Consider the following 25,944-nt stretch of genomic DNA (forward strand, 5'->3'; position numbering starts at 1 on the left):
CTGTGTTCTGTGCTGTGCTGTGCTGTGCTGTGCTGTGCTGTGCTGTGCTGTGCTGTGCTGTGCTGTGCTCATGGTAGTATCCTTTCTTAGCTTTGTCAAGCTTTTGTAATTTTAATTTTATAAAAAATTAAGTGGGCTTATCCTATCTTTGTAATGCTTAATTTTTAATAAATTACAGCTTCATTTTATCAAAAATAGATTTTGAAATCAAAGAAGTTTCCTAATCTCAATTTCTGATTTTCCTTTGTCAAAACTTACAATCAATTTTGCTTCTTTAAAGCTTCTATTTCTTTCAATGTAGCCTGATAGTCTCTTTTTATTTCTATTTGTTTTCTCATTGATTTTTCAGAATACATCTTTTTCTTTAACTGTTGTGCCTTTTTTTCTAATTTATCTAATTGGTCACTGAGGTCAATAGAGTTTCTAAGATTACTTGTTTCTAAAACTTGTAGCTCTTTCTTACCAGTTTCTTTTACAAGACTCTCATAAACATCATCTAAGTCATTTCCCTCAAAGTCAATGCTTACATCATCACGCGTCTGAAAGCGACGAACAATCTTAAAGTGCTTGCCATCCTTTTCTTGACTTAAAGGCTCTTTATAATGAATAAGAAGTTCTTCTTGACCTTGTGGATATTTTAATACAAAAGCTGTGTAAATCCCTAATCTTATATCTAGCTGTTCTAATAAAGTGAACGAAACATCCATTTGTTCGAGTTCTATTTCTAAAACCATGATTTGCTTCACTTTTTTTCCAGCAGGAATATTAGTGGTACTTGTATCAATCTGATGAGTAATTTGAATTGCTCTAATCTGTTCTCTTAATTCTTTCTTTTCTTTTACAGAAACATTAAGATTATCAAAAAAATCACTATTTCCCTTTTTATGAGGCCGATATAGAACGTGAGCTTTTGATAAGGATGTATAAGATGGAAATTTAATCATCAGAATCTCCTTTCATCAATATAAAGAAACAAATTAGCTCAAAATCATCCATTCCCTCGATGCTAGTATTCATCAAATCAACTGATCCAAAGTTAAATAGGGCATCCATCGTTGAAATCTGATCATGTTCCATTAGTTGATCGATTGCCTCTTGAAGCAATTCGGAATAAACAACCATTTCTTTACCGTCTTTTGTTTGATGATTAAACTTGTCTACTATTTGACTCAATGGTTTACTTTGACCCCGACAAATGCTACTGAGGTGTTCTAATATTTTCTTGCTTTCAGACGGAGATAAAAGCAGTTCTCCATTTCTATTGATGTAGAGGATATAATATGGGTGAAGTTGATTTTGATGATTTTTTCCTTTTAACTGTTCTTTGTTTTTTAGGACGAAAATGACACCTTCTGATTCTTTATTGGAGGCAGGTAAAATAGCTTGCAATCCTTTTGGAACTCTTTCTAACTCAGGATGTTCTTCCAAATACTTAAGAAGGTCCATACGATAATCTTCTAATCCTAAATCCATAATGGAAATACCATCATTCATCTCCTCTAGATCGACTACTTCATCTCTAAGACGTTCTAATTGTTTTCTTCGGTAATTATTATCCTCTATTTCTTCACTAGATAAAACATTATCATCTGCTGTTGAAGTCAAGACAGAAATCTTCATTCTAGATTCAACCCTAGACTTGAGATCGATATACTCATCTAACTCAAGGTTCGGCCAAAAGTTAACCAATTGAATGTATTTATTTCGACTACCAATTCGATCCACACGACCAAATCGTTGAACAATACGGACAGGATTCCAATGGATATCGTAATTAACCATCATATCTGCATCTTGTAAGTTTTGACCTTCAGAAATCACATCTGTTGCGATTAAAAGATCGATTTCACTTTCATCACCAGGAAACAGAACATCACGAGATTTTGATTTAGGAGAGAAATAAGTTAGTAACGAATTGAGATCTTTATTTTTAGTTTCCAGAGTTGTTGCAAAACCTTTTGTACCTGAAATCTGAGCAGTGTAGAGACCATACTTATCCAAGACATACTGACTAATATGTTTATAAAGGTAGTTCGTTGTTGTCGCAAATGCGGAGAAAATGATCAACTTTTTATTGCCAGCATTGATTGGATTTGTTAGTTTCTCATCTATCAAGGTAAAAAGAGTCTGAAGTTTTTGGTCTTCTTGTGGTGTTATTTTACTTATTAGATTTTCTAGCTCTGTCAATACTGCAAAATCTTGTTCTAACTCGACCTTCCAACTACGATAATCCATATCTTGTAGAGCAATCCGATTTTTCTTACCGATAGAGAACTCGAAATTACTGTCTTCCAAATCAAAATCATCTTCATTAAGATGAGGGTCAACAGATAAATGATCCAAGCCTGTCAATTCATATTCCTCGATAGCCTGTAACGTCTTTTCTACATAATCTTTTACAACGTCTATTAAAGTATATCGAAAAGCTGCAACAGAACTTTCTAAACGTTTGAGCAGGTTAATCATCATCAGTTTTTTGATACCAGACTCACGACCAAACTGAGTTAAATTCCCCATTTTTCCTTCTTTACTTTTATCATATTTAACTCTCTTTGATGGGTAGATATGTATTGAAGGTTGATAGATAGTCAACTGTAGTTTATCAAGCAAGTGATATAATTTTTTATAGGTAATTCCAAGATTTGAAACTGTTAAATCCGGTTCAAAATTAAGAGGTTTTAAGCGCTGTGGAAACTCCCCAATAGCTTCTCTATCATAAAATTCGCGAATATGTTTTCTACTTCTAGCTATGGTTACACTATCTAGTACTTTAAAGAAATCAAAATCTAATGTCGATAATAGTTTATCTGTTGTTCTCTCTTCTGCAGGTAGGTCAGCCCACTTGTTGTAAGCAGATTGAGCATTTCTGAAAATATCATTTATAGATGATTTGGTTTCTAATTTACTATCAATTTGATCCGTATCACCTTCATAGGCTAGAGCAATTTGATTTTTCAAATCATTAAAACGATTATTAACAGGTGTGGCTGATAGCATGAGTACCTTTGTAGGGACACCAGACTTTATGATGCGATTCATTAAACGACTGTATCGATTTTCTCTCCCCTCGGATAAGTCATTTTCGCTAGAACCTCCATTTCTAAAATTATGGGACTCATCAATGACAACCAAATCATAAGTATGCCAATTATTTAAGGACAAATCAATTCCATTAGAGTGCCCTTTATCTCTACTAAGATCTGTATGATAAAGCACGTCATAAAGCAAATGTCTATCATAAATTGGATTATTTACATAATCATGACGATACATATTCCAGTTATTTTCTAACTTTTTAGGACAAAGTACTAAAATACGTTTGCCTCGATAAGCATAATAAGTCATGACCGCTAAAGCTGTATAAGTCTTCCCTAGACCAACCGAATCCGCTAGAATACATCCATTAAATTTTTCTAATTTAGAAATGATCGATTTCACTGCATCCTTTTGGAAATCATATAACAGCCCCCAAATCTTACTTTCTTTATAACCGACCCCTTCATTTGGTAAAAAGTCTTCATTGATATCTTCTAAAAATTCACTGAATAAATTATATAGCATCACATAGTAAATGAACTCAGGTGAATGTTCTTTGTGAGCTAGGTTTAAATTCTCCAAAAACTCTTCTGTAACATCACGAAAATAATCATCTTCTTCCCAAAGATTGTCAAATTCATCTAAATAATTTAAACTAAGTGGTGCATGATAGAGGTTTCTACTCGTTTTAAATAGAGATGCCTCATATCCTAATTCTTTGCGATCAAAGTTTTTCAAACGATCTACTGCCACTACATCATCCGAATTTTCAATTCGAATACCATTTGGCATTTCATCTGTTTCAATATTAATAGACTTAAATTGCGCTTTTCTTCGGATCCAATCAGCACATTCACGAGCAATCGCTTTTTGGGTCAGCTCATTCATCAATTTCAGTTCATACTTTCCACCAAAAATCGATTGTTCCCGTTCTTTTTTGGGTATCGTATATTCACGGAAATCTGTTTTGGTTTCATCTGTTATAAAAGTCGGATTTGTGAAAATAAATTTCAACTCTTCAATATTCTCCAATTCCTCTTTCAACTGCTGATAAGCAAACATAGAAAAGGTCGCCGCTGCAATTTTGACTCGGCTCTCTGATTTCAATTCTTTCTTTAATTCATCTCCAAGACGAATTGATCTATTATCAATTTCCATAATTCCTCCCTGTTAGACTATTTCTACTATTATATCATTCTTTGCAGATTCAAAATAGACCTTTTTTTCTTTCCAAAAAAGGAAAGCCCTGCGGCCTTCCTTTATCTTACTTACGTTTCTTCTTCGCTTTCTTCATTTTATTCGCCATGCGTTTCATAGACTGTTTCATGGCAAATTCACCGATTTTACCTTTGAGTCCGCCACCAAACATCTGGCTCATATCTGGCATTCCTGCTCCTCCGAGAGCTGACAGGTCAGGCATGCCACCTTGTCCCATCATTCCTTCAAGGGCAGACATATCCATCCCTCCCATATTTGGCATATTTTTAGGAAGGTTATTTGGATTGATACCCATTTGCTTCATCATCTTGTTCATATCTCCAGACATAACACCTTGCATGAGCTGTTTAGCCTGGTTAAAGTCCTTGATAAATTTATTGACTTCGACAAATGTATTTCCAGAACCAGCTGCGATACGACGGCGACGGCTCGGATTTAACAAATCTGGGTTTTCACGCTCTTCAGGTGTCATAGAAGACACAATAGCACGCTTGCGCGCAATCTGACGCTCATCCACCTTCATGTTTTGAAGGGCTGGATTGTTAGCCATACCTGGAATCATCTTGAGCAAGTCTTCCATTGGTCCCATGTTTTGCACCTGATCCAACTGATCGATGAAATCATTGAAATCAAAGGTGTTCTCACGCATCTTCTCAGCCATTTCAAGGGCTTTTTGCTCATCGTATTCTTGAGAAGCTTTCTCAATCAAAGTGAGCATATCCCCCATACCAAGGATACGGCTAGACATACGGTCTGGGTGGAAGGTTTCGATATCTGTAATCTTTTCACCTGTACCAGTGAACTTGATTGGTTTTCCAGTAATGTGACGAACAGATAGGGCAGCACCACCACGAGTGTCCCCATCAATCTTGGTAAGGATAACCCCAGTTACTTCTAACTGAGCATTGAACTCACGCGCAACATTGGCCGCTTCTTGACCAATCATGGCATCAACGACAAGCAGGATTTCATTTGGCTGAGCCAAGGCTTTCACGTCACGAAGCTCATTCATCAAAAGCTCATCAATCTGCAAACGACCTGCCGTATCAATCAAGACATAGTCATTATGATTAGCTTGGGCTTGTTCCAAACCTTGACGTACAATCTCAACAGCTGGTACTTCTGTTCCAAGTGCAAAGACAGGCACATCAATCTGTTGCCCCAGAGTTTTGAGCTGATCAATGGCAGCTGGACGATAAATATCCGCCGCAATCATCAAAGGACGAGCATTTTCTTCTTTCTTGAGTTTGTTGGCCAATTTACCAGCAAAGGTTGTTTTACCAGCCCCCTGCAAACCGACCATCATGATGATGGTTGGAATCTTAGGAGACTTGATAATCTCAGCCGTATCAGAACCTAAAACAGCTGTCAATTCCTCATCAACGATTTTAATAATTTGTTGCGCAGGATTAAGGGTATCAATAACCTCATGCCCGACTGCACGCTCACGAACTTTCTTAATAAAGTCCTTTACAACAGGCAAGGCAACGTCGGCCTCAAGCAAGGCCAAGCGAATTTCTTTGGTTGCCTCTTGGACATCAACCTCTGAGATTTTTCCTTTTTTACGTAGATTTTTAAAGACGTTCTGTAAACGTTCTGTTAAACTTTCAAATGCCATGTTTCTTCCTCTTATTCTCTATTATCAATGCTTGTTAAAATTTCTATCTGCTCTTGCAGAAAGTCATCATTGGGATAGCGCTCCAAAATCTGGTCAAAAATCTGACTACGGACAATGTAGTCCGAGTACATGTGCAATTTCATCTCATAATCTTCCAGAATCTTTTCTGTCCGCTTGATATTGTCATAGACAGCCTGACGACTGACACCAAACTCCTCGGCAATCTCAGCAAGACTATAATCATCAGCGTAGTAGAGCTCTATATAATTCATTTGCTTATCTGTCAAAAGCGCCGCATAAAATTCAAAGAGCGCATTCATACGATTGGTTTTTTCGATTTCCATAACTTTTATTATACCAAAAATTAGCCTAATCTACCACACTAGGGAGCCAATCCAAGAAGATAGCTAGCTAAATTTGAAAAAGACAAGAGACTAGCCCCAAGTAATTTCCAATTGATAGCTGGCAAAGGGTTGTCCCTCTTGATTTTGTAGTTGATAGTCTAAATAAATCTTTTGCCCATCAACTTGATAATGGCTCGTTTGGATGATAAACTCCTGCATGCCCATGGGTGTGGGGATATAGGCTAAACTATCACTATCCTTTAGAAAGCGCATAATTGTCTTGGGATTGGAAAAACGGGTCATCACCAGTTCTTGACCATGGAATTTAATCACTACTTTTTCTTTTTCCTCATTGTAGAAAAGCAGATAGCGATAATCTCCCTTTTCATGCACTTCAACGTCATAAAGCTGGTCAATCACTTCCAACTGCTCATCAAACTGAATCCTATTTCGCATCCGAATCTTCACATCAGGTCCTCTTTCTTGTCTCTTGTCCTACTATTTTACCAAAAACTCTAGCTTTTTGCTATAATGGTCATATGAACGAAAAAGTATTCCGTGACCCAGTTCACAACTATATCCATGTCAATAATCAAATCATCTATGACTTGATTAATACAAAAGAATTTCAGCGTTTGCGTCGAATCAAGCAATTGGGGACTTCCAGTTATACCTTCCACGGTGGAGAACACAGTCGCTTCTCCCATTGTCTTGGAGTCTATGAGATTGCACGACGCATCACGGAGATTTTTGAAGAAAAATATCCAGAAGAATGGAACCCTGCCGAGTCTCTCTTGACCATGACCGCTGCTCTTTTACACGACCTTGGGCATGGTGCCTACTCCCATACTTTTGAACATCTCTTTGATACAGACCATGAGGCCATTACTCAGGAGATTATCCAAAGTCCTGAAACGGAGATTCACCAAGTCCTGCTACAAGTGGCGCCAGATTTTCCAGAAAAGGTAGCCAGTGTCATCGACCATACCTATCCTAACAAGCAGGTCGTGCAACTCATTTCTAGTCAGATTGATGCAGACCGCATGGACTATCTCTTGCGCGACTCCTATTTTACAGGAGCATCCTATGGGGAATTTGACCTGACTCGCATTCTCCGAGTTATTCGTCCTATCGAAAATGGTATCGCCTTTCAGCGAAATGGCATGCATGCCATCGAAGACTACGTCCTCAGTCGTTACCAAATGTATATGCAGGTTTATTTCCACCCAGCAACACGCGCCATGGAAGTTCTCCTACAGAATCTTCTCAAGCGTGCCAAGGAACTCTACCCTAAGGACAAGGATTTCTTTGCACGAACTTCCCCACACCTCCTACCTTTCTTTGAAAAAAATGTGACCTTGTCTGACTATCTGGCTCTGGATGATGGTGTGATGAATACCTACTTCCAGCTCTGGATGACTAGTCCTGACAAGATACTAGCAGACTTGTCGCAACGCTTTGTCAACCGCAAGGTCTTTAAATCCATTACCTTTTCACAAGAAGACCAAGACCAACTCGCCAGCATGAGAAAATTGGTTGAAGACATCGGCTTTGATCCAGACTACTACACTGCCATTCATAAGAACTTTGACCTCCCTTATGATATCTATCGTCCCGAATCTGAAAATCCACGGACACAGATTGAGATTCTACAAAAAAATGGAGAACTGGCCGAACTCTCTAGCCTGTCTCCTATCGTCCAATCCCTTGCTGGCAGTCGACACGGAGATAATCGCTTTTATTTTCCAAAAGAAATGTTGGACCAAAACAGCATCTTCGCAAGCATTACCCAGCAATTTTTACACTTGATTGAGAATGATCATTTTACCCCAAATAAAAACTAGAAGAGGAAATTTATGAGTATTAAACTAATCGCCGTCGATATTGACGGAACCCTAGTCAACAGCCAAAAGGAAATCACCCCTGAAGTCTTTTCTGCCATCCAAGATGCCAAAGAAGCTGGTGTCAAAGTCGTGATTTCAACTGGACGCCCTATCGCAGGTGTTGCCAAACTTCTGGACGACTTGCAGTTGAGAGACAATGGTGACTATGTCGTGACCTTCAACGGTGCTCTTGTCCAAGAAACTGCTACTGGCCATGAGATTATCAGTGAATCCTTAACCTATGAGGATTATCTGGATATGGAATTTCTCAGTCGCAAGCTCGGTGTCCACATGCACGCCATTACCAAGGATGGAATCTACACTGCCAATCGCAATATCGGAAAATACACAGTGCACGAATCAACCCTCGTCAGCATGCCTATCTTCTACCGCACCCCTGAAGAAATGGCCGGCAAAGAAATTGTCAAATGTATGTTCATCGATGAACCAGAAATCCTCGATGCTGCGATTGAAAAAATTCCAGCCGAATTTTACGAACACTACTCCATCAACAAATCAGCTCCTTTCTACCTCGAACTCCTTAAAAAGAATGTAGACAAGGGTTCAGCCATTACTCACTTAGCCGAAAAACTAGGGCTGACCAAAGATGAAACCATGGCGATCGGTGACGAAGAAAATGACCGTGCCATGCTGGAAGTCGTTGGCAACCCAGTTGTCATGGAAAATGGAAATCCAGAAATCAAAAAAATCGCCAAATACATCACCAAAACAAATGATGAATCCGGCGTAGCCCATGCCATCCGCACATGGGTACTGTAAAATAATTTGAATGTAGAAAAAGCACTCCAAAAGTTAGAGATACTGTACTGACTCCAAAAGTTAGACAGAAAAAATCTTACTTTCGGGGTGCAGTTTAAGATTCAGTATTTTTGTCTCTAGTTCTATCCCCTAAATAATTATTAAACCTGAAAAAGGTAGTACATTATGTAAAACCTTTTTCAATTTTTTATTTTACTACGAATTAATATTATTTTTTCTAATGATAATTAATCCACTAATCTTCCTTTATAAATATTACAGTTCTTTTCTTAGTTAGCTTTCTTTCATAACTCTTTATAAGAATAACCAATAAACTACTTAGTAATCCCAAAATAACTAGACTTAATCTCGGGTTTAAAAGCTAATTAAAATAAGCGGCTAATATCCCTCCAAAAGGTGCAAAAATGGTAGCTATTACAAAAGAACTAGAAAGTATCTTTCCGATATTATACACAGTACTTTCTTGCTGCTGTATTGTTGTAATCGAAACAGAAGCTATTGTAATTAATCCGCTCAAAATTGAATAACAAATTCCAAAAAATATCCAATTTTCTACTATTCCACTCGCCATAATGACAAGTGGGATGGTTGCCATTGATATATTCATTAAGATAAAGGTATCCTTCTTATTCAAAAAAGTAGAAAGAAGGGTTACTGCTATCAAACTACCAAATCCAGCAATTGAGTATACAATTCCAACAAGACTATTTGATAATTTTAATTACGTCCATTTTTTTCTCTCATTAATTGGACATAGCCCTTTGTTTCTATTTTTGAATTTAAAAACGAGAACTCTCCGCACATTTTCTCATAAAAACTATTATAATCTTCTTTTGAAAAATCTCCTAAAATCTCTATCTCAAGATAAAATCCAAGACCATCAATCTTATCTAGATTAATCGTTTTATTTTCTAATGCGTCATGATAAGTCTTTCTATGTTTACTTATTGTGAAAATATTTGAAAATCCATCTTGCAAGATATTTCTTACAAATTCTAATTTTTCAGATTCCAACTCTATTTCACTTTCACTCCACATTCCTTGTTTTATCGTATCTTTTCTTGTGAAAACACATGCTTTATTATCATCTTCTTGGCGAATTCTGTAGATAAAGCTACCTACCTCATCATTTTCAAATTCTCTTCCTTTTATTTTAAAATATTCATCAACTTGCTTATTTTCACTCTTAAATTTATAAGATTTTTCTAAATATGAAATAGCGTTATTATAATCTCTCTCATCATTGAGTTCAAATCTAACTTCTAATTCATTCATTAATTTTACCTCTCAATTCTTCAAAGGATGAAGTCTCTTTACATTCACTCAGTCTATAGTAAGTTTCTGGTGATGTTTTATAGATACAAAGCCTAATATTTTCTTGCACTCATTTTAGCACTTCAATATAATACTGTCAACATTTTTTATTTATTTTCATTAAATACATATTTGTATTGTTTTGGATTAAAAAAACGATGCTTAATTGAACATCGTCTTTACTATTCTGTTATATCTGCAATGTAATGCTCGATTTTAAGAGCCATTGACATATTTCCCTCAAGCTTATATAGGAAATAAGCCGTTTCAAAGTACTCTTTTACTGCAACTTTAGAAGAAAAATTCTTACTGACATTTCCCATCAATAAATACAAATCAGCCAAAAGATATGTTGTTCTATACGTCTTACATTGCTTTATCGTATCTGTGATTTTAGTAATAGCCTCTTCAGTATTATTCTGCAACCATAGATAGCGACAAACATTATAATTAAATTTAATAGAAAGGTTTAATTCTTCGATTGTGTTTAACTTGAGTTGATTTACTTGACACTCTAACTCTTCTCGAATTTCATTAAAGCTCTCTAAATCTTCAATATCATAATAAAAATTAAATAGAGTATTTGAAACTTGAAGGTAGGTCAAGTCAGGTACACTTAACTGAGACAGTACCTTCTCCAATCTTGCCACAGCCTCCTCTTTTTGCCCATAGAAATAAAAATCAATAAGAGAGTTTATCCACTCCATATAAAACTTATCTACTAGAGACAAGCGATGTACTTTTACACTCTCTAGTTCATATATATATTTCAAAGACTCATAATTTCGATTTGTGATAAATGTCTGAGCTAACTTCTTAAACTCTGATAGCTCGTCAATCTCCTCTTCAATTTGTTCATTAAAAAAATAATCTATACTAACTTTTAACTTCTTAGACAGAGCATATAAAAAGTCTGCTCCTGGAGTAAATTCTCCATTCTCCAATCGACTAATCTGTCCCTGTTTGCATATCCCCTCAGCCAATTCTCGCTGAGACATTTTTAATTCTTTTCGTCTATTTTTTAATCTTGTTGCTAATAGTGTGCCCACGTCTGCATTTTCCTTTTCTATTTGATTTCAATTTCAATTGTAACATGATTAAATTTTAAATACAAATTAACAAACAAAAAGATACAAATTATAAATAAATAATGCCTATGTATGTTATTTTTGAAAACCTATCCCTTCTTCTTTTGAAATTTTCTTACTCAAGCGATTGATAAAACTATTAACGTTAAATGTACTAGATGTTAGACTATCACGTTTAGATTTTGCTATTGATAGATTTAACAGACCAGAAATAGTCTTTTACAACATATCAAATTCAAGGGAATAATAAGGATTTTCCACATTTTTTACGCTCTCTAGTTCATAACAATCAATTCATCTTGTCACATACCTTAGCCCGAAAAATCCACACCAAATCTTTTCGAAAGCTGTTTAAAGCTTTGTACTTGCTTTCTGACTTCATAAATCTGTATCTTTACCTCATTTGTCCCAATTCCATAATAAAAATAAGGACATTCTAATAAAGGAAGTCCTTATTTTCTAACTAATAGATGTCAAAGTTACTTTGCTGATCCACTTTATTCGGCTCTATAATCATTGACCAAAATATAATTTTTGGTCATGATTTGGTCAAAAAGACAAAAAATACTAAATTATCTTTAAAAATGAACTTGTGATAGTTGTCTTTAAATAAACATTTTGAATTTTCTTTGTCTTTCTTTACATTTCTAAAAATGCCCCCTGCAGGAATCGAACCTGCAACTACTCCTTAGGAGGGAGTTGTTATATCCATTGAACTAAGGGAGCTAGATAAAAACCCTGCTGAAAAAGCAGAGTTTTTTAGTCGAATTAACGACGGATTTCTTTGATACGAGCTGCTTTACCTTGAAGAGCACGCAAGTAGTACAATTTCGCACGACGTACTTTACCGTAACGAACAACTTCGATTTTCTCAACACGTGGAGTGTGGATTGGGAAGATACGCTCAACACCTACACCGTTAGAGATTTTACGAACTGTGTAGTTTTCTGAGATACCAGCACCTTTACGTGCGATAACAACACCTTCAAAAATCTGGATACGTTCACGGTTACCTTCGACAACTTTCGCGTGTACACGAACAGTGTCACCAGGACGGAATGATGGGATATCTGTACGAAGTTGACCTTCAGTCAAGCTTTGGATTAATGGATTCATTTTATTCTCCTATCTTTGTCAATCTTGAGGAACCTTCCTCAGCGGATAAACTGTATTTTTGTGCGTCCATTACACACAAGATACAGTTTACCAAACTTCCACAAAAAAGTAAAGAAATTTATAACAAAAGTTTGTGTCTATTTTTTTGAGGTAGTAAAAAAATACATCAAAAACGGAAATGTAAAAACAAGGCTAAACAATTTTACTTGCTCAGCCTTGACATCTACTAAAATTTCTGATAGTATTAATCTTACTGATAAACAAGACCCAATTGTTTATCTTTATGAGAGGTACGTTGTTGCGTGCCTCTTTTTTATTGATAAGGTTATTATACAATTTTTACTACTATAAGTCAAGAGTTTACTGAGTTTATGACATCTTATTTATTGATTTTTTTCCCTGCAAAACGTTGTTTGTCTCTCTGTTTTCGGCCCTTCCAAGAAGCATTTACAATCGTTCCTAAACTTCTTGGAGCTTGATCGATCTTTTTGCGTACTTTTGCACTGCTCATTCCTTCTGAGTGGTATTTTTCATATTCATTTCTCCAATTACCAAAAAATAAATCTCGTAGTTCTTGATTGTAAGACAGCAAAATAAGATGCGACATCGCATCGGCATGGTTTAATGACCAATACATCCCTCTATTTTTCATCCGATAACTTATTTTCCTATGCTGGCTTTCCATAATTCCTAAACTTGCTGTTTCTAGATTCCTCTGCTCAGGAGGTTGCGTATATTTAAAATTACCAAGAATTCTATTCTTAAAAACCTTAAAAATATCAATCTTCTTTTCGTTCTGATTAAGCAGGACGAATGATTCTAATGTATCAATAGCTGTTTTCAATTTCTGCTTGCAGTGGCTATCTATGGCTTTCATAAATTGATCTAGTAACTCTTCGGAATACGGTTTGACCAACTTTTTTATTTCTTTGTTTAGATGGTACCTATCCCAAAAATGTTGATGGTGCTTAATTCCTAGATCTTTTGATATCTCTTTAAATAAACGTGGAGTATATCCGTGCCCCATATCTGAATTAGTCACAAGTAGAGTATCTGACGTAATTTTAAAATGATTATAAATATAATCTACTACTCTTTTCCTTGCTATTCGATTATTGGGAGACACAATTTCCACCTTATCTTTTAAAATTTTCCTATTTCCATACTCCTCCGTTCCGGTATGAATGACAAAATGAGATAATTCTTTATTCTGTTGTTCTTTTTCTCTTCCACTGACCTTTATCCAAACACCATCTCCTTCAAGATAAATGACAGGTGCCTCAATTTTCTTGACAACTACCTCATCACTATAGTAACGATAATCTTCTTTTTCATTTAACAACTGACTTGCTAGTTTAATTGCTTTTAACACTGTGTCTTTAGTAATATAAACCTGGTACATCAGTTCAATAACTTCCACAACTTTTCGATAAGGTAACATTGTAGCTAGTTTGGTGATCTGATACAGCAATTCTTTCGAATAGGCAATACGTTTCTCCAGACCTAACTTTTCATCTACTGGAATCCTACATTTTCCATTTTTATACCAGCGCCTTCTTGAAAAAGTTACCTGGCCAAACGTAAATGTAACGGTTCTCTCAGCATAGTTTACAAATTTGTAACCTCTAGCTCTCATTATGGGAGCAATATAGTTGTCATAGTCACTTACAAATTTATGAAATCCTTGTAGATTTTTCTCTTTAAATTTCTCTACAAATTCTCTTTCATCAATAATTTTTGTATCCAAAATAAAAACACTCCCAACTAAAATCATAATAAAAAAGTATAAAGATTTTAGTTCGAGAGTTCAAATGTTTTTTGTCAGCAAAGATAAAAGCCTGGTATTAAACCAGACTTTAGGTAGTTAACAGTAGTATCATCTCATAACTAATATGACTCATTTACAACAAAAGCAGTAAGTTAAAATAAATGCAAAGTGTGATTATAATTATATTTACAATTACATTTATAGTTATATTTGTATTTATAAATATAAACCTGTTTCTTCTCTGAATTGTTTTTTTTGATGATGATTTTCTTCTGCCTTTTGCTTAAACTGTTGCAATTTTGTTGAGAATTTATCTGACTTTTTTATGAAGTCTCCCTCTTTTTCATCATTGATAGCTCCTTCAAATCCTTTATTTTTAAGATAATTCGTATAAAAAAGTTGCTCAAATCGAAAATAATCAAATAATGGCTGTCTGTTATCGTGAACCTGAAAGGCTTCAAGTGCTGAATAATAAGTTGCCTTATTCGTATCGTCCACAATAAAGGGGGTAATTCCTTCCTTCAAGCACTGTTTATACAAAAGCAATCGACCTATTCGACCATTGCCATCTGCGAAAGGATGAATCCTTTCAAATTGTGCATGAAATCTTGTTAAGTAATTCAAATCTTTCTGCTGTTTTAAGTTATAGCCAATTATCAATTTTGATTCCTTTTGCATCAATATTTGCGATAGTCTTTGTCTCATAAATTAAGCTAGTCTGCTCTTCTGTCAGACGACTTCCTTCAATTCGGTTAGAATTATAAGCAAAGCGTTTCTGTGTGATATCATAAATACCACCATGTACTTTTCCTTCTCTCTCTGCTAAGAGTCTCGTGATTAAATCCATAATTTCTCCTCGTAGCAATCAGATATAGTTATATCTGTTTTTTATTGTAAACTTTCTAGCCACCTATCAAGATAATCTGATGCAGACTTTGCTCCGGCTGCTTTAGCAATCTCATCTAATTTTTTCCGATTGCTTGGTTTCAAAGTAAACTGAAATTGTTTCTTACGTTCAAAACTTTCAAAGCTGGCTACATCTGAAATCTGCTCAGGTTGATGGGTTGCTTCGATAATCTGCGAAATCTCTTTTTCTTTTGGTGTGAATGCCATGACAATCTCCTTCTAATTATATTTATAATTGTATTTGTGTTTATAAATATAATTATATTGTATCATAAATTTTTGAAAAAGTCTGCTCCAGCTCAGTAAAAAACTTTTTGTGTTTTTGATAAAGCTCAGGATTCTCCTTCATATCTGCAATAGAGACCTTATCAATTGTAGAATGATTGAATAACTCTTTTGCTGGTACAATTCCTAGAAGGTTATCTGTTCCCTTTTCTTTGGCTTCAAGTCCCAGGGCTTCCAGTAATTCTCTCGATGATCCATAGTTTGGTCGGATCATATTTGCTAGAAAATATAACTCAGCAGTAATGTAGGACTCTCTGGTACGATAATCGATTACATCCTTTCTGAATGCTTCTAACCGAGTTGATAGATTGAATTTGGCGTTATAACCAAACTCTGAAGGAGTCAAGGGACTAATAATAGCGTGACTGACCGCAACAGCATTTTTTGTAGCGGTCGCAAAGTCTGGTCTACAATCAATCAAGATATAGTCAAACTGACCCAACTTCTTCTTTTCGTAGTTATCTTCTAACCAAAGATAAAGTAGCATATTTTTCTTATCGCTGTTCTCCAGATCTCGTTCTACAGTGTCAAGTTGAACCGATCCTGGAATTAGACTGATATTTTCCTTGACTTGCTTAATATCCACGTCACCTCCTTTGAAGGCATTCGCAATTGTATTCTTGCTTTCGTAAATATTGTAGCACTGAGTCAGATTACACTGATGGTCTAAATCTATAAAGAGAACTTTATGACCTTTCTTAGCCAACCATTCCCCATAATTAAAAGTTAAAGTTGTTTTCCCAACACCACCTTTGATAGCGGCAAATGTGATAATTTTCATTTGATATCCTCCTGTTTTTCTATACTTCTATTATACCATTATAATTATATTTGTCAATATGTTTATAATTATATTTATAATTATTTTTACAATGAAGTTTCTTTATACTTACGCTGCTCGACATTTTTCTCAATGTCTTGATGTAGCTTATAATCTTTTGTAATTGCTTCTACCCGTTGATACAAAGCCTGGCGCTCAAATGTAGCCTCTTTAACAAGTTTATCAATCTCAGATTTACGAGTGCTAGGATCTACTCTCAAGTCTTTCATAATAGCAATAGCTAGTTTTACTTCCTGAGGATCGCTAGATTCCAATGCAAGAAATGCAGACTGAATTTTATTAAGCTCACCCAAGCGTTGATCTAATTTATCAAGCAAGTTATCTACTTCTTCTAGTTCTTCTTCAAAACGATTTAACAATTCATCAAATTGCTGTCCTTCTGTCACTCCATGAGCGGATAGATAGTTATATTCACGAACAAGCTGATCCAAAGTTGAGATTTTAGGATTTTTTCGGATAATCATTTCTCCATTATCATACGACAACTGGGAAGCGACTGTTTCTCCCTTCATGTACCGATTCTTATCAGCGTGTTCAAGATTAACAAAATAATAGAAATCATTTTTTCTGATAAAAATTTCATAAGATCCATCTTCTGCTTTTTCAATCTGATGAGCAGGAATCAGAATAGTTCCCTTATTTCTAATCCCAAATTCCATTTCAAGATAGATTCCATTTTTCGTTTCTTCCATCACCTGCCATTCTTCAACTGTGATTCTCATTTCAAAATCATCTTCTCGTTCTGCCACCATCTTTTCATATTCAGATTTTATTTCATCAACAGATAAGGTTACCTCGTTAGCAACCACTCTCTCAGAAATTTTCTCTAAAGAATAATTTCCTTTTTTTGATAAAGTGCGATCCCTAACATTTCTGGTTTGATCTTGGTCAGTCAGACGATACTTTATTTCCTTTCCTGAAGTATCAACTATCAGATTTAAAGCTCGTGCCTTAGACTTGAAATCTTCTAAGGAGCTTGAATGTTTTAAAAGGAAATCTAAACGAGATTTAATTTCATAACGAAATGAATTTTTCTTTCGGTAAGCATGATACGTTTTTCGATTAGTCCATAATCTCTCTTTGAGAATTTTAGCTCCAGCCAAATCTGCATACTTATCTGAGATATTCTCTAAACTTTTTTTCGTTCCTTTTTGCCAACGAAATTTTTTCAATGTGACAGAATTAGTAGAATTGAAAATGATGTGATTGTGGATATGACCCTTATCCATGTGAGTCGCTATGACAAATTCATGTTGTCCACCAGTTAATTCTAAAATTGTTTTACGACCAATCTCATGAATTTCTTGTGGAGTCAAATCATCTTCAGGCGAAAATGATTGGATGATATGATGAGCCAAAACTCGATTAGAATTTTGAATATCCGATAATTCCTTTGTTCCTGCTCGCTGAGCTGCATTCTTTTTGGTCAAAAGAAATTCTTCTGTCGCCGTGCTAGCATCTGTAATTCCATAAGTAGATACAAGTTGCTTGACTACTCGGCCATCTTTAACCACGGCTGGAAATTCAAGCTGTTCATCTTGTTCTAAGAAACTCGTTTTAGATGGATTCTCGATATAGCGTAAAGCATTATTTAAACTTTTTGTATCAGTCAGCTCGACCGTCTTTGCTTCATCCTCAATATATTTTGTAGAGCGACCCAAAGAAGCCACTCCTTTTATCTGCAGGACTTTTGTTACAACCATCTGTCTTGTTCCTTTGTTTGATTTTCTTGTTTTTGAATAAATTGATTGACTGTATCTTTCAAATCTTTTTGCAACTCAAGAATCTGACTCAATTCATTGAGACTAGCTTGATCATCTTCGTTTACCCTTTTTGCGATCTGATTTATATTGACACCTATTCGATTTATTTCCTTACGCAGTTCTCTCAATTCTTCAAAATTTAAGATTTTGACCTCGCCCATAATCAACATGATTCGAGCAAAGGCATTAAAATTAGTCATTCCAGATTCTGCAATTTTAGTTGATATAAACCGAGCTTCCTCCTCCGTCAAACGGATTTTTTTCTGAATCATCCGTTTTCGTTTTTCTCCATTTTTCAAAAATCATCACCTCTGTTCTGCTGTTTCTTGATTGAGGGGCTCAGCCCCTTTTCTTCTGGCAAGCATAGCACTTGGGTACCCAAATGCTGTTTTTAAAAAGGTCAAAGATAGTCAGGGTGTTACCCCTGACCATTCTTGACTTTTTAAATTTTTGGGGAAATCCCCAATCCCCTAATCCCTGCAAGCAGGAATTTAATTATTTCGAGGAGAAAAGTTTGATTAAACTTTTAAAGTTTCCAAGAGAAAATCCATCCCATCAATCAAGTTCATTTTTAAGATTTCATCTCTAAGTTGCTCAAATCTTTCGTCACTCATTTCCTCGATTTCTTTAAGTGCAATGGGATACATTTCTACTTCTTCTAGTTCATAGGTTGTTTTAATTCGCATATCTCTACGAAGAATGTAGAGACATTCTTTGCGTGAAATATGCTGGTTAACTTCATTCACTTTTGGCGAATCTGTAGCCTCATCCTCAAAAAATATCTCCATCAAAATATCAAAAGTTTCTTGTCTTAGATTTTCAATCATCTTCTGTTTCTCCTTTTTTGTTTTTCTTCCGACGAGTTAGTGCCTCCATTATTGAGGGCTGCTCAGGGACTTTTTTTCTTCCACCTGCATTACAGCCTCCGCCTTTTGACTACCTAACTGTTCAGATTTTTCTTTTGCCTGTTTCAGTTTATCTGCAAACTTATCTTTCGTCACAGTTTTATTTTTCACTAATTCTAACTTAGCATCCATCCGATCAATCAAACTTTTTGCTTCCTTCTGAACAACCTGCAGTTGTTCTACCATATCTTCAAAACCATTTTTATCTTTCGCCCAAATAGCCAAATAGCCAAAACTGTAGCTACTCGTATCAAAACCAAAATGATTAGCCACGACATAAGCGACACTTTCAGCTTGTAATTCTTGCTTACGATATTGGTCGTCCCCATATTGGGCATTGCTTCCTCTATGTAAATCTGCATGAGCCATTTCATGAAAAATGGTTTTTAAAATCTGTTCTTGACCCTTTAATCCTTTTGAAATAACAATTCGATTTTCATCTGGAGAGTAATAACCATTTGTGCTCTCTCTTTTAATTTCTTCAAAACTGATAGGAACCTGATTATCCATTGAAACAGCTTTGGCTGCTCGGTACAAATCTTCATAATCTTTAACATCTCCAGTTAATTCATTAATTGCTTTTGGCAATTCTTTTCCTTCTGTTTGAGATACGTCAAAGACATTCCCTAACTTAAATCGAGTAACTGTGACTTCCTTCTCTTCCATCTCATTCTCAGATGGTGAAAAACTCAACTCATTTTGATTAGCAGAAATTTTAGTTTTCACTTGATACGGAACCCAAATCTTCAGAGCTTTTGAGCCCTTTTTAACTGTCCTGTCAAAATCCGCTTTCCATTTATTAAAACTTGCAACACGGGAAACATTAGGATTTTGCATCTTCAGCAAATGAATATTGTTGAGTGAGTAGTTGTGAAACTTACTCATCGTATCCAAGAATGATTTAAACTGTTCTGAATCTAAATAGTTCTTCATTCCCTCTTTCAAGTGTTCAGCTAAAGCTTTTGTATCTTTATTTGCGACTAACTGGGAAATGGTTTGTTCTGAACTTTTAGTAGCAATTGCATCTGTTATAATAGCTCCAGTTTCAGCTTCAACATCTGTCCTTCTTTCTCTATCTTCCTGTTTTTTATGAAGGTTAGAAGCGCCGTTGTATGGATCTGTTCCCTGTAACATCTCATCAGAATTGGAAATACCATCACCATCCAAATCACGATCCCTCTCATCTTTTCGGTTATACTGATAAATTTTTTCGTATCGATTATCTAGTGTCTCTTGCGAATCTTTGACTTGTAATTTTTCAAATTCTTCTCGAACATTGGCAATAGTTTGTTCAACTTTTTCTGATAAATCATTCACTTCTTTTTGCCATTTTTCTACAAGAGCTACTTGTTCTTGAGGCGAATCTCTAACTCCCAACTTCTCAAACCAAGCAGATAAATTTTCAACTTCAACGCTATCCCTTCCATCAAAAGAGATAAAACCAAGACGACTATCATGACTACTATCCGAAAAACCAATCGGACTGTTTTTTAAATCTCCATAAGGAAGTTGAGATAATAGTTGATCTGTATAAGGAGTATCTTCCAAAGCGTAACTGAACTGAGAAATATCTAGTTCACTCGCTAATCTCTCCAGATGATACTGATTAAATAATGTCCCATCTATCTTCATCAGCTCTGGATGCTCTCTCATTTCTCGTGTACCAAGTCTTTCTTTATGAGCGATTGGATTAATCTCCTCACCAATATTGTAACGGATACCATCCTGAATCAGTTCACCATCAGGAGCGTAGATACTAAACTGGATCTTAGTTGGAGAGATGTAGGCTTCTGGATGACCACCAGTCACTTGTTCTAGCCCTTCCTGATGTAGCTGATAGAAGTCCTGATTGGCTTTGTAAAGCTCTCTAGCAAAATCTTGATAAGATATCAGATCTGTTTCGCTAAAAGGTAAAATTGGCCCATCTTTATGCTTTTCTGCCCATTGAAGGCGGACATTGTAGGTCGTATTTTCTTTTGAGAGTTCTTCATACTGCTTATTATTCAAAACTGATAGCATTTCTGCACCTTTGTCTTTAACATATTCTTCATTGATTGAAAGTTGCTCGATGTGACCTTCTCTTTCTCTATAGACACCGAGAATTGTGCCAGTATCTATATCTTCCAGTTGTTTACTTAAATCCCCCTTCACTCTCATTAAAGATGCAGGGACATGAGTAAATTCCTTTTCTTTGAATAACAATAACAAATCAGTATCTTCTGGTCTAATTGCTTTTGAAAGATCCAGATTATTAAATTTCTTTACAGATGAAAGATCGTTAAACACAAAGGAGTCTGACTCTATCACCTCAGGTAATAAGTTCAAAACTTTTAGTTTATCCGACATTCCATTCGCAAATTTTAAATCTTTGAAATGCCCTTTCCCAGCTGCAACATCTTCAACGAATGACTCAGACAAATGTTCTACCCACTCATTATATACAGGTGTTACTCCAGTTAAGTGCATCCAATTTTTCTTGTCAAATTTAACATTTAAAATTTGGAATTGCTTTTCTTCTGGATTCTTATAAACATAATAGATACTTGTCCCTGACATTTCTTTTAGATACCATTGAGCTGAGTCCCTCATTGCGTTTGCATATAAATTTAACGTCCGCATGTTTTTTCTGAATTTTTTATTTGACATTCGATCCTCATCGATGGTAAAATGAAGACGAACATTGGCAGGAAAATCAGGTTGAGAATTTTTCTCAACGGGCTGCGGTGCTGTCCCTGGAGTTTCTACTCCTAAAGAACTGGAATTGCGATTCAATAGTTCGCCCCCAGTGTTAGTCTCTTGATAATTATCAAGGGACTTTTCTTTTTCTTCTGAAGCTGTAGTTGGTTCAACGAGTCTAGTTGACTGAACAGAAAAACCTATATTATTCCAGTTTTTCTTTAGCCATTCCGCATCGTACGGAGATAAATGACTAGTATCTACGTTCAATACAGAACTTTGATCATCTTCTAGGACTACTTCATCTTGCTTTTTTTGTTTGGACAGTAACTTATTTACTAAATCTTCTTCATGTTCACTGCTATTCTCATGCAATTTCGACATACTATCTTTTCTCCCTCTTTCTTGATTAATGATTGTTTGATATTCTTGACGGACTTCTTCCTTTGTCAATTGCCTATCTGACACAAAGGCTTTTACATCATCTGCAGTTAGCTCTTGCGCTTTTGCAAGAGCTAGTTCCTTCTCAAAAAAACCCTGGTAATGCCAGGACTTTTCATCTGCTGTGTAAACGTGCGCCAGCTCCTTAGGAGCTTCATTCCCCCTCTTCAGGAAATCATTCCAATCTTCCTTTTCCTGGTTAAGTTGAACGATAGGCGGAATCGCAATCTGGACTGGAATCCCCTTTTCCTGCAGACTAGTTATAAATTTATGGCCAGCCATATCATTATCTACAGCTAAGGTAATCATATCCTGATGCTGACCATCTTTAAAATAATTCGTTGTTCTAGCGACAGTTTCTAGTTTTTTTCCAACATTCTGATCTACTTGATAGGATTTATCATTTATCTCTGCATACAATTCCATAAACCGTCTACTAATGATTCCTTCTTTTACTCCATCCATAGCTACTAAGCGGACATCCTGAAGACTATCTTTATGAAGCTCATAGTAGCTCATTAGATCGATTGGAGCTTCCGCAAATACTAAACGTTTAGGATTCCCAATATCAATTGAAAAGCCTAATTGTCCGTCTGAATTTCTCATAATTTGTTTTAGACGCCCACGTTCAGGATAGTGCTCCCGATTCTCTACTATTCCCTGAAGACTCGCTCCAGCTAAAAAGCCTGTATTATCTTTATACTTAAAGACAATCACAGGCTCAAAATAGTCTCCTTTTTTTCGGATTGCTTCCGCTATACTGCCTTGGCTAATAAAGAAGTTAATCGTATCATCTGAAAGGCCTCTCTGTGCCTTCAAATAGCTTCTAGAAGCGTTGAAATTCTGATGCTCATATCTTTCCAAGTGATAACTAAAAGGCTCTTTTGAAGCCGTCTGAGCTTCTACATCTACTGCCTTAAATTCTCCAGTTTCTAAAAAATGCATCGCTTCTTTGTAAGAAACTCCTTTTATGGATTGAACTAACTGAATGACATCTCCAAATTCAGTTCTTGAGTTCCAGTAAAATTCATTTTTCTTTGCATCTATTACAAATGAATCATGTTCTACCCAGTTATAGCTATAGCTACCTGTACGCTTTAACTCCATGCCTAGTTTCTCTGCAACAGAAATAATAGATAATCTTTTGGCTTCTTCTTTGCTTAACACCATTTGTTATCCCCCTACAATGAAAATTCTGGCTCTTCTTTTTCTGCTACTATATCTTGTGTCTGTTCTCTCTCAAGTTCTTCTGCTTCTACAAAGCGTTTTAAATCAGGAATATGAAGTTGGGCTTGTTTGAGCTTATCATGAATCAACAAGTTCTCATCGATATGATAGACCGCTTCCTGATGGCCATTAAATCCCTTATCTAAATCAATATCCTCAAAGCGGATAACAGCCAACTCTGTTAAACTTCCCTTATACCAAGCTCCAATCTCACTTTCAAGATAGAATCGAACAGATTCTCTATCTTCCGTCTTTGTATCCCGTAAATAAGCTAGTTCCCAGCTTTCTCCTTGAGAATAACCAACGACCTCTTGAATGATTAACTCCTGATTATTCGTTCCTAAAATCTGGTTAATATCTCCTAAACGTGCTACTAGAATTTCCTGAGCTAGTGAGACGGCTTCTGTACGATAGTTGAAAAACTCATATTGTTCTCTATCTTCTACATAGTTCCTAACGAAATCTGAATAATGAGGGAAACTCTCCTGAAAACTATGTGAAATCATTCCATAGATATAGGCTTGTTTTACTGTTTCAAACTGGGCTATTTGATAATATGAGGGGTCAAGCTTGCCCTCTTGATTCAATAGTTCCTTGATATTTTCTGGAAGTTGAATCGGTTCTGAATCTGGCCAAGTTTTCTTAGAATAGTTGATTACTTCTTCGTAAAGAATGGTATCGATCTCTGGATTCTCCATTTTAAGTAAAGTATCTACAATTTGAGCATATTCTGAAAGATTGGAACGATAATCGGAGATCAAGCCATCTTTACGAACCTCCCATTCCTCAACCTGAGCATTTTCTGGAGTTCGTAGTAACAATACCTCTTCAGCTTCCAGATCCACTCCAATAACTTGATCGCCATTTGGTAATTGATCCATCTCCAATTCCCGAATTCTTGCATCTAATTGATTATTGACCTGAAGCAAGTCTTGCTTCAAGTGAAATAATTCTTCTGCATTGGCCTTTAATTCCTCAAAGTACTCTCTGGAGATCTTCACTGATCGAACCAATAAATCTTTCTCTCGTTGCTCTCGAGGGTAAGAAAACAAGTAGGGAGCGACTTCTTTGAAGTCCTGGTAGTTCATCCATTTTATAGATTCAGTAACAATCATATTTTGGACATCAACAACATCTGTATGAGGAGTAATCCAACCAGCTAAAGCCAACTCTTTTACGGCTTCAGATAGGGAGTAAGAAGGGATATGTTCTAAAATCCCCTCAAAATAACTAATCCCTAGAGCAGTTTCTTCCTCAACTTCACGCTTCATTCGTTTAAATTGTTTTTGTGGTAGTGTATTCATTCTGTTTCCTTCCCTTTCTTTCCATTATCTGGGCCGTAAAAAGTGTCTACAATACCTGCGGAACGTACAGCCGATTCCAATGCCGATCTCGCTAGCTCAGAAGCTGCAATCGTTCTCACTTTCACTTCCCATAGTTCTTCTTCCTTCTTTTTAATTAAGCCATCCGCCCACTCATTATCTTTAATCAGCTCATCTCGTCGTTGCTTCAATTGTTCTAAATCCATTTGATTATCCTTTCATCAAAAAAACAGCTCTGTTTTTAGAACTGTTTCATTACCTGCTATTTTTATTTATTGAAAAGTCTTTGCCAGAACGATCGTCTTTGTAAAGACTCTATCTTCTCTTCTGCTACATTTTTCAATCTACGTAAACGTTGTGATTCATTGGTTAGACGTTGATTTTCAGTGAGAATCTCTCCTTTTTCCTGCCTCAGTTTTCGTTTATCTTCTTCTAGTTTTTGATTATCCTTTTCTAACTTCTTGTAATACTCCTCCTCTTTGTGATACTTTCTCAAGAGTGTTTCGGCCTGCTTGATGTCTTCTGAAAGTTGTTTCACTTTTTCAAATTTTTCATCGTAGGATGATTTCAACAGCTTAATTTCATCCTTAAGTTCTTGGCACTGTTCCTCATAAGTTTTCAAAGTTTGGTACTTCCTTTCGTTATCTGGTGTTATCATGTGTTCTTTTTGAAAACGTCCATAGAGTTTATAATCTCTATCTTGATAAGTGGTTCGAATTTCTTTTGCAATAGTTGCTAGTTCCTCAGGATTTTCAAACTCCTCCGGAAGACTTTCCTGAATCCACTTTGGAAAGAAGGCCTTGGCTTCAAAAAGAGGGATGCCCTTTCTAGCTAACTCTGCACGTTTCAGACGACTTGGTTTTCCAGACACATAGAACTCAATTGCTAAAATACCATTAAATCGATAATATGCCGAATAAGGATAGGTTTCCTCCAGCTTCATATAAAACTTTAAAATAGAATACCCACCGTCTGGAAAAGGCACCCTTTGAAGTTTAGCAATACGCTCTGGAAAAATCATAATGGTCGTCTCCCCCTCCTGAATTTGAAACTTCTGAATTACTTCAAAGGCAGAAAGAAAAGCAATTAATTCAGGCGTATAGGAGAAGCTCCCCAGCTTGTCCCTTAATGGGCTTGATTCTCCAGTAAAATATCGGAAAAAAGCCTGACCACGTTTTCGAGTTTTCAAATTTGTGCGACCGTTAGATGGGCTTACTTTTAGCTCAGTTTCCAAGTCGTAAAATACACCGTTAGTCTTATCTGTAGGATAATGCCAAGGATCGTCCTCAGCTAGTTTAAGAGCTTCAAATGCGTTAACAACACGTTTCTGACCGTCTTTTGTCTTAGCAACAGCATAAAATTTTGAAACTGCCATGGGTTACCTCCCTTTGGTATTTGTCTTTATTATACCAT

Annotated in this window: 21 protein-coding genes, 1 tRNA gene and 1 pseudogene; 2 read left to right on the plus strand and 21 right to left on the minus strand. The window is 35.9% G+C overall.

Annotation, left to right across the window (positions count from 1 at the left end):
- Positions 1 to 260: 260 nt before the first annotated feature.
- The 5 genes from N8M09_RS00710 to N8M09_RS00730 all read right to left on the minus strand — a co-directional run bounded on the left by N8M09_RS00710 (position 261) and on the right by N8M09_RS00730 (position 6,684).
- Complete coding sequence (locus N8M09_RS00710) at positions 261 to 944, minus strand: DUF4391 domain-containing protein (RefSeq protein WP_261062811.1); 684 nt, start codon at positions 942 to 944, stop codon at positions 261 to 263.
- The gene (locus tag N8M09_RS00715) at positions 937 to 4,194 is read right to left on the minus strand and encodes a helicase-related protein (protein WP_261062812.1); all 3,258 of its coding nucleotides are present in this window, start codon (positions 4,192 to 4,194) and stop codon (positions 937 to 939) included. The genes N8M09_RS00710 and N8M09_RS00715 overlap by 8 nt, the downstream gene beginning before the upstream one ends.
- Before the next feature lie 106 nt (positions 4,195 to 4,300).
- The gene (gene ffh, locus N8M09_RS00720) at positions 4,301 to 5,872 is read right to left on the minus strand and encodes a signal recognition particle protein (protein ID WP_261062813.1); all 1,572 of its coding nucleotides are present in this window, start codon (positions 5,870 to 5,872) and stop codon (positions 4,301 to 4,303) included.
- A gap of 11 nt (positions 5,873 to 5,883) precedes the next feature.
- Positions 5,884 to 6,216, minus strand: coding sequence for a putative DNA-binding protein (locus tag N8M09_RS00725; RefSeq protein WP_045611844.1), 333 nt, complete (start codon positions 6,214 to 6,216; stop codon positions 5,884 to 5,886).
- Between the two features lie 90 nt (positions 6,217 to 6,306).
- Complete coding sequence (locus N8M09_RS00730; RefSeq protein ID WP_261062814.1) at positions 6,307 to 6,684, minus strand: YwiB family protein; 378 nt, start codon at positions 6,682 to 6,684, stop codon at positions 6,307 to 6,309.
- Positions 6,685 to 6,755: 71 nt separating this feature from the next.
- On the opposite strand from N8M09_RS00730, the gene N8M09_RS00735 reads away from it, so the two are divergent.
- On the plus strand, positions 6,756 to 8,060 hold the full coding sequence (locus N8M09_RS00735) for an HD domain-containing protein (protein ID WP_261062815.1): 1,305 nt from the start codon (positions 6,756 to 6,758) through the stop codon (positions 8,058 to 8,060).
- 12 nt (positions 8,061 to 8,072) lie between these two features.
- A complete protein-coding gene (gene yidA, locus N8M09_RS00740) occupies positions 8,073 to 8,879 on the plus strand; it encodes a sugar-phosphatase (RefSeq protein ID WP_261062816.1) in 807 nt (268 codons plus the stop codon).
- 361 nt (positions 8,880 to 9,240) lie between these two features.
- On the opposite strand, the gene N8M09_RS00745 is transcribed toward yidA, so the two are convergent.
- From N8M09_RS00745 to N8M09_RS00825, 16 genes and pseudogenes are all read right to left on the minus strand, one after another.
- Entirely contained in the window at positions 9,241 to 9,543 is a 303-nt protein-coding gene (locus N8M09_RS00745) for a hypothetical protein (RefSeq protein ID WP_261062817.1), read from the minus strand.
- Between the two features lie 53 nt (positions 9,544 to 9,596).
- Positions 9,597 to 10,154 carry a CYTH domain-containing protein gene (locus tag N8M09_RS00750; RefSeq protein ID WP_261062818.1) on the minus strand — a complete coding sequence of 186 codons (558 nt, stop codon included), beginning with the start codon at positions 10,152 to 10,154 and terminating at the stop codon, positions 9,597 to 9,599.
- 221 nt (positions 10,155 to 10,375) lie between these two features.
- Entirely contained in the window at positions 10,376 to 11,242 is an 867-nt protein-coding gene (locus tag N8M09_RS00755) for a helix-turn-helix domain-containing protein (protein ID WP_261062819.1), read from the minus strand.
- A 693-nt stretch (positions 11,243 to 11,935) separates the two neighbouring features.
- Positions 11,936 to 12,007, minus strand: a tRNA-Arg gene (locus N8M09_RS00760).
- A gap of 42 nt (positions 12,008 to 12,049) precedes the next feature.
- Positions 12,050 to 12,397 (minus strand): 50S ribosomal protein L19, encoded by a 348-nt coding sequence (gene rplS, locus N8M09_RS00765; protein ID WP_001068669.1) that lies wholly within the window; start codon positions 12,395 to 12,397, stop codon positions 12,050 to 12,052.
- Positions 12,398 to 12,776: 379 nt separating this feature from the next.
- Positions 12,777 to 14,144 (minus strand): ISLre2 family transposase, encoded by a 1,368-nt coding sequence (locus N8M09_RS00770; protein WP_261062820.1) that lies wholly within the window; start codon positions 14,142 to 14,144, stop codon positions 12,777 to 12,779.
- A 237-nt stretch (positions 14,145 to 14,381) separates the two neighbouring features.
- Positions 14,382 to 15,012 (minus strand): annotated as a pseudogene (locus tag N8M09_RS00775) (Fic family protein).
- Between the two features lie 41 nt (positions 15,013 to 15,053).
- Complete coding sequence (locus N8M09_RS00785) at positions 15,054 to 15,278, minus strand: hypothetical protein (protein WP_261062823.1); 225 nt, start codon at positions 15,276 to 15,278, stop codon at positions 15,054 to 15,056.
- Positions 15,279 to 15,330: 52 nt separating this feature from the next.
- A complete protein-coding gene (locus N8M09_RS00790; protein WP_261062824.1) occupies positions 15,331 to 16,137 on the minus strand; it encodes a ParA family protein in 807 nt (268 codons plus the stop codon).
- A gap of 86 nt (positions 16,138 to 16,223) precedes the next feature.
- Positions 16,224 to 17,900 carry a relaxase/mobilization nuclease domain-containing protein gene (locus N8M09_RS00795; RefSeq protein ID WP_261062825.1) on the minus strand — a complete coding sequence of 559 codons (1,677 nt, stop codon included), beginning with the start codon at positions 17,898 to 17,900 and terminating at the stop codon, positions 16,224 to 16,226.
- Positions 17,891 to 18,259 (minus strand): plasmid mobilization protein, encoded by a 369-nt coding sequence (locus N8M09_RS00800; RefSeq protein ID WP_261062826.1) that lies wholly within the window; start codon positions 18,257 to 18,259, stop codon positions 17,891 to 17,893. The genes N8M09_RS00795 and N8M09_RS00800 overlap by 10 nt, the downstream gene beginning before the upstream one ends.
- 219 nt (positions 18,260 to 18,478) lie before the next feature.
- On the minus strand, positions 18,479 to 18,787 hold the full coding sequence (locus N8M09_RS00805) for a hypothetical protein (protein WP_261062827.1): 309 nt from the start codon (positions 18,785 to 18,787) through the stop codon (positions 18,479 to 18,481).
- A 48-nt stretch (positions 18,788 to 18,835) separates the two neighbouring features.
- Positions 18,836 to 23,152, minus strand: coding sequence for a PBECR4 domain-containing protein (locus N8M09_RS00810; RefSeq protein ID WP_261062828.1), 4,317 nt, complete (start codon positions 23,150 to 23,152; stop codon positions 18,836 to 18,838).
- A gap of 11 nt (positions 23,153 to 23,163) precedes the next feature.
- On the minus strand, positions 23,164 to 24,513 hold the full coding sequence (locus N8M09_RS00815) for a hypothetical protein (RefSeq protein ID WP_261062829.1): 1,350 nt from the start codon (positions 24,511 to 24,513) through the stop codon (positions 23,164 to 23,166).
- Positions 24,510 to 24,737, minus strand: a complete 228-nt coding sequence (locus N8M09_RS00820; RefSeq protein ID WP_084946231.1) for a hypothetical protein — start codon at positions 24,735 to 24,737, stop codon at positions 24,510 to 24,512. The genes N8M09_RS00815 and N8M09_RS00820 overlap by 4 nt, the downstream gene beginning before the upstream one ends.
- Before the next feature lie 62 nt (positions 24,738 to 24,799).
- Positions 24,800 to 25,906, minus strand: coding sequence for a hypothetical protein (locus N8M09_RS00825; protein ID WP_261062830.1), 1,107 nt, complete (start codon positions 25,904 to 25,906; stop codon positions 24,800 to 24,802).
- Between the last annotated feature and the right edge of the window lie 38 nt (positions 25,907 to 25,944).

Origin of the sequence: Streptococcus mitis (genome assembly GCF_946190375.1) — a bacterium.
Taxonomy (GTDB): domain Bacteria; phylum Bacillota; class Bacilli; order Lactobacillales; family Streptococcaceae; genus Streptococcus; species Streptococcus mitis_CJ.

What these genes read in the sequence shown, in the direction of transcription:
- rplS (WP_001068669.1), bottom strand. Translation starts at nt 12,397, where the DNA reads ATGAATCCATTAATCCAAAGCTTGACTGAAGGTCAACTTCGTACAGAT.
- N8M09_RS00825 (WP_261062830.1), bottom strand. Translation starts at nt 25,906, where the DNA reads ATGGCAGTTTCAAAATTTTATGCTGTTGCTAAGACAAAAGACGGTCAG.
- N8M09_RS00750 (WP_261062818.1), bottom strand. Translation starts at nt 10,154, where the DNA reads ATGAATGAATTAGAAGTTAGATTTGAACTCAATGATGAGAGAGATTAT.
- yidA (WP_261062816.1), top strand. Translation starts at nt 8,073, where the DNA reads ATGAGTATTAAACTAATCGCCGTCGATATTGACGGAACCCTAGTCAAC.
- N8M09_RS00785 (WP_261062823.1), bottom strand. Translation starts at nt 15,278, where the DNA reads ATGGCATTCACACCAAAAGAAAAAGAGATTTCGCAGATTATCGAAGCA.
- N8M09_RS00810 (WP_261062828.1), bottom strand. Translation starts at nt 23,152, where the DNA reads ATGGTGTTAAGCAAAGAAGAAGCCAAAAGATTATCTATTATTTCTGTT.
- ffh (WP_261062813.1), bottom strand. Translation starts at nt 5,872, where the DNA reads ATGGCATTTGAAAGTTTAACAGAACGTTTACAGAACGTCTTTAAAAAT.
- N8M09_RS00795 (WP_261062825.1), bottom strand. Translation starts at nt 17,900, where the DNA reads ATGGTTGTAACAAAAGTCCTGCAGATAAAAGGAGTGGCTTCTTTGGGT.
- N8M09_RS00790 (WP_261062824.1), bottom strand. Translation starts at nt 16,137, where the DNA reads ATGAAAATTATCACATTTGCCGCTATCAAAGGTGGTGTTGGGAAAACA.
- N8M09_RS00820 (WP_084946231.1), bottom strand. Translation starts at nt 24,737, where the DNA reads ATGGATTTAGAACAATTGAAGCAACGACGAGATGAGCTGATTAAAGAT.
- N8M09_RS00805 (WP_261062827.1), bottom strand. Translation starts at nt 18,787, where the DNA reads ATGATTGAAAATCTAAGACAAGAAACTTTTGATATTTTGATGGAGATA.
- N8M09_RS00815 (WP_261062829.1), bottom strand. Translation starts at nt 24,513, where the DNA reads ATGAATACACTACCACAAAAACAATTTAAACGAATGAAGCGTGAAGTT.
- N8M09_RS00715 (WP_261062812.1), bottom strand. Translation starts at nt 4,194, where the DNA reads ATGGAAATTGATAATAGATCAATTCGTCTTGGAGATGAATTAAAGAAA.
- N8M09_RS00710 (WP_261062811.1), bottom strand. Translation starts at nt 944, where the DNA reads ATGATTAAATTTCCATCTTATACATCCTTATCAAAAGCTCACGTTCTA.
- N8M09_RS00725 (WP_045611844.1), bottom strand. Translation starts at nt 6,216, where the DNA reads ATGGAAATCGAAAAAACCAATCGTATGAATGCGCTCTTTGAATTTTAT.
- N8M09_RS00735 (WP_261062815.1), top strand. Translation starts at nt 6,756, where the DNA reads ATGAACGAAAAAGTATTCCGTGACCCAGTTCACAACTATATCCATGTC.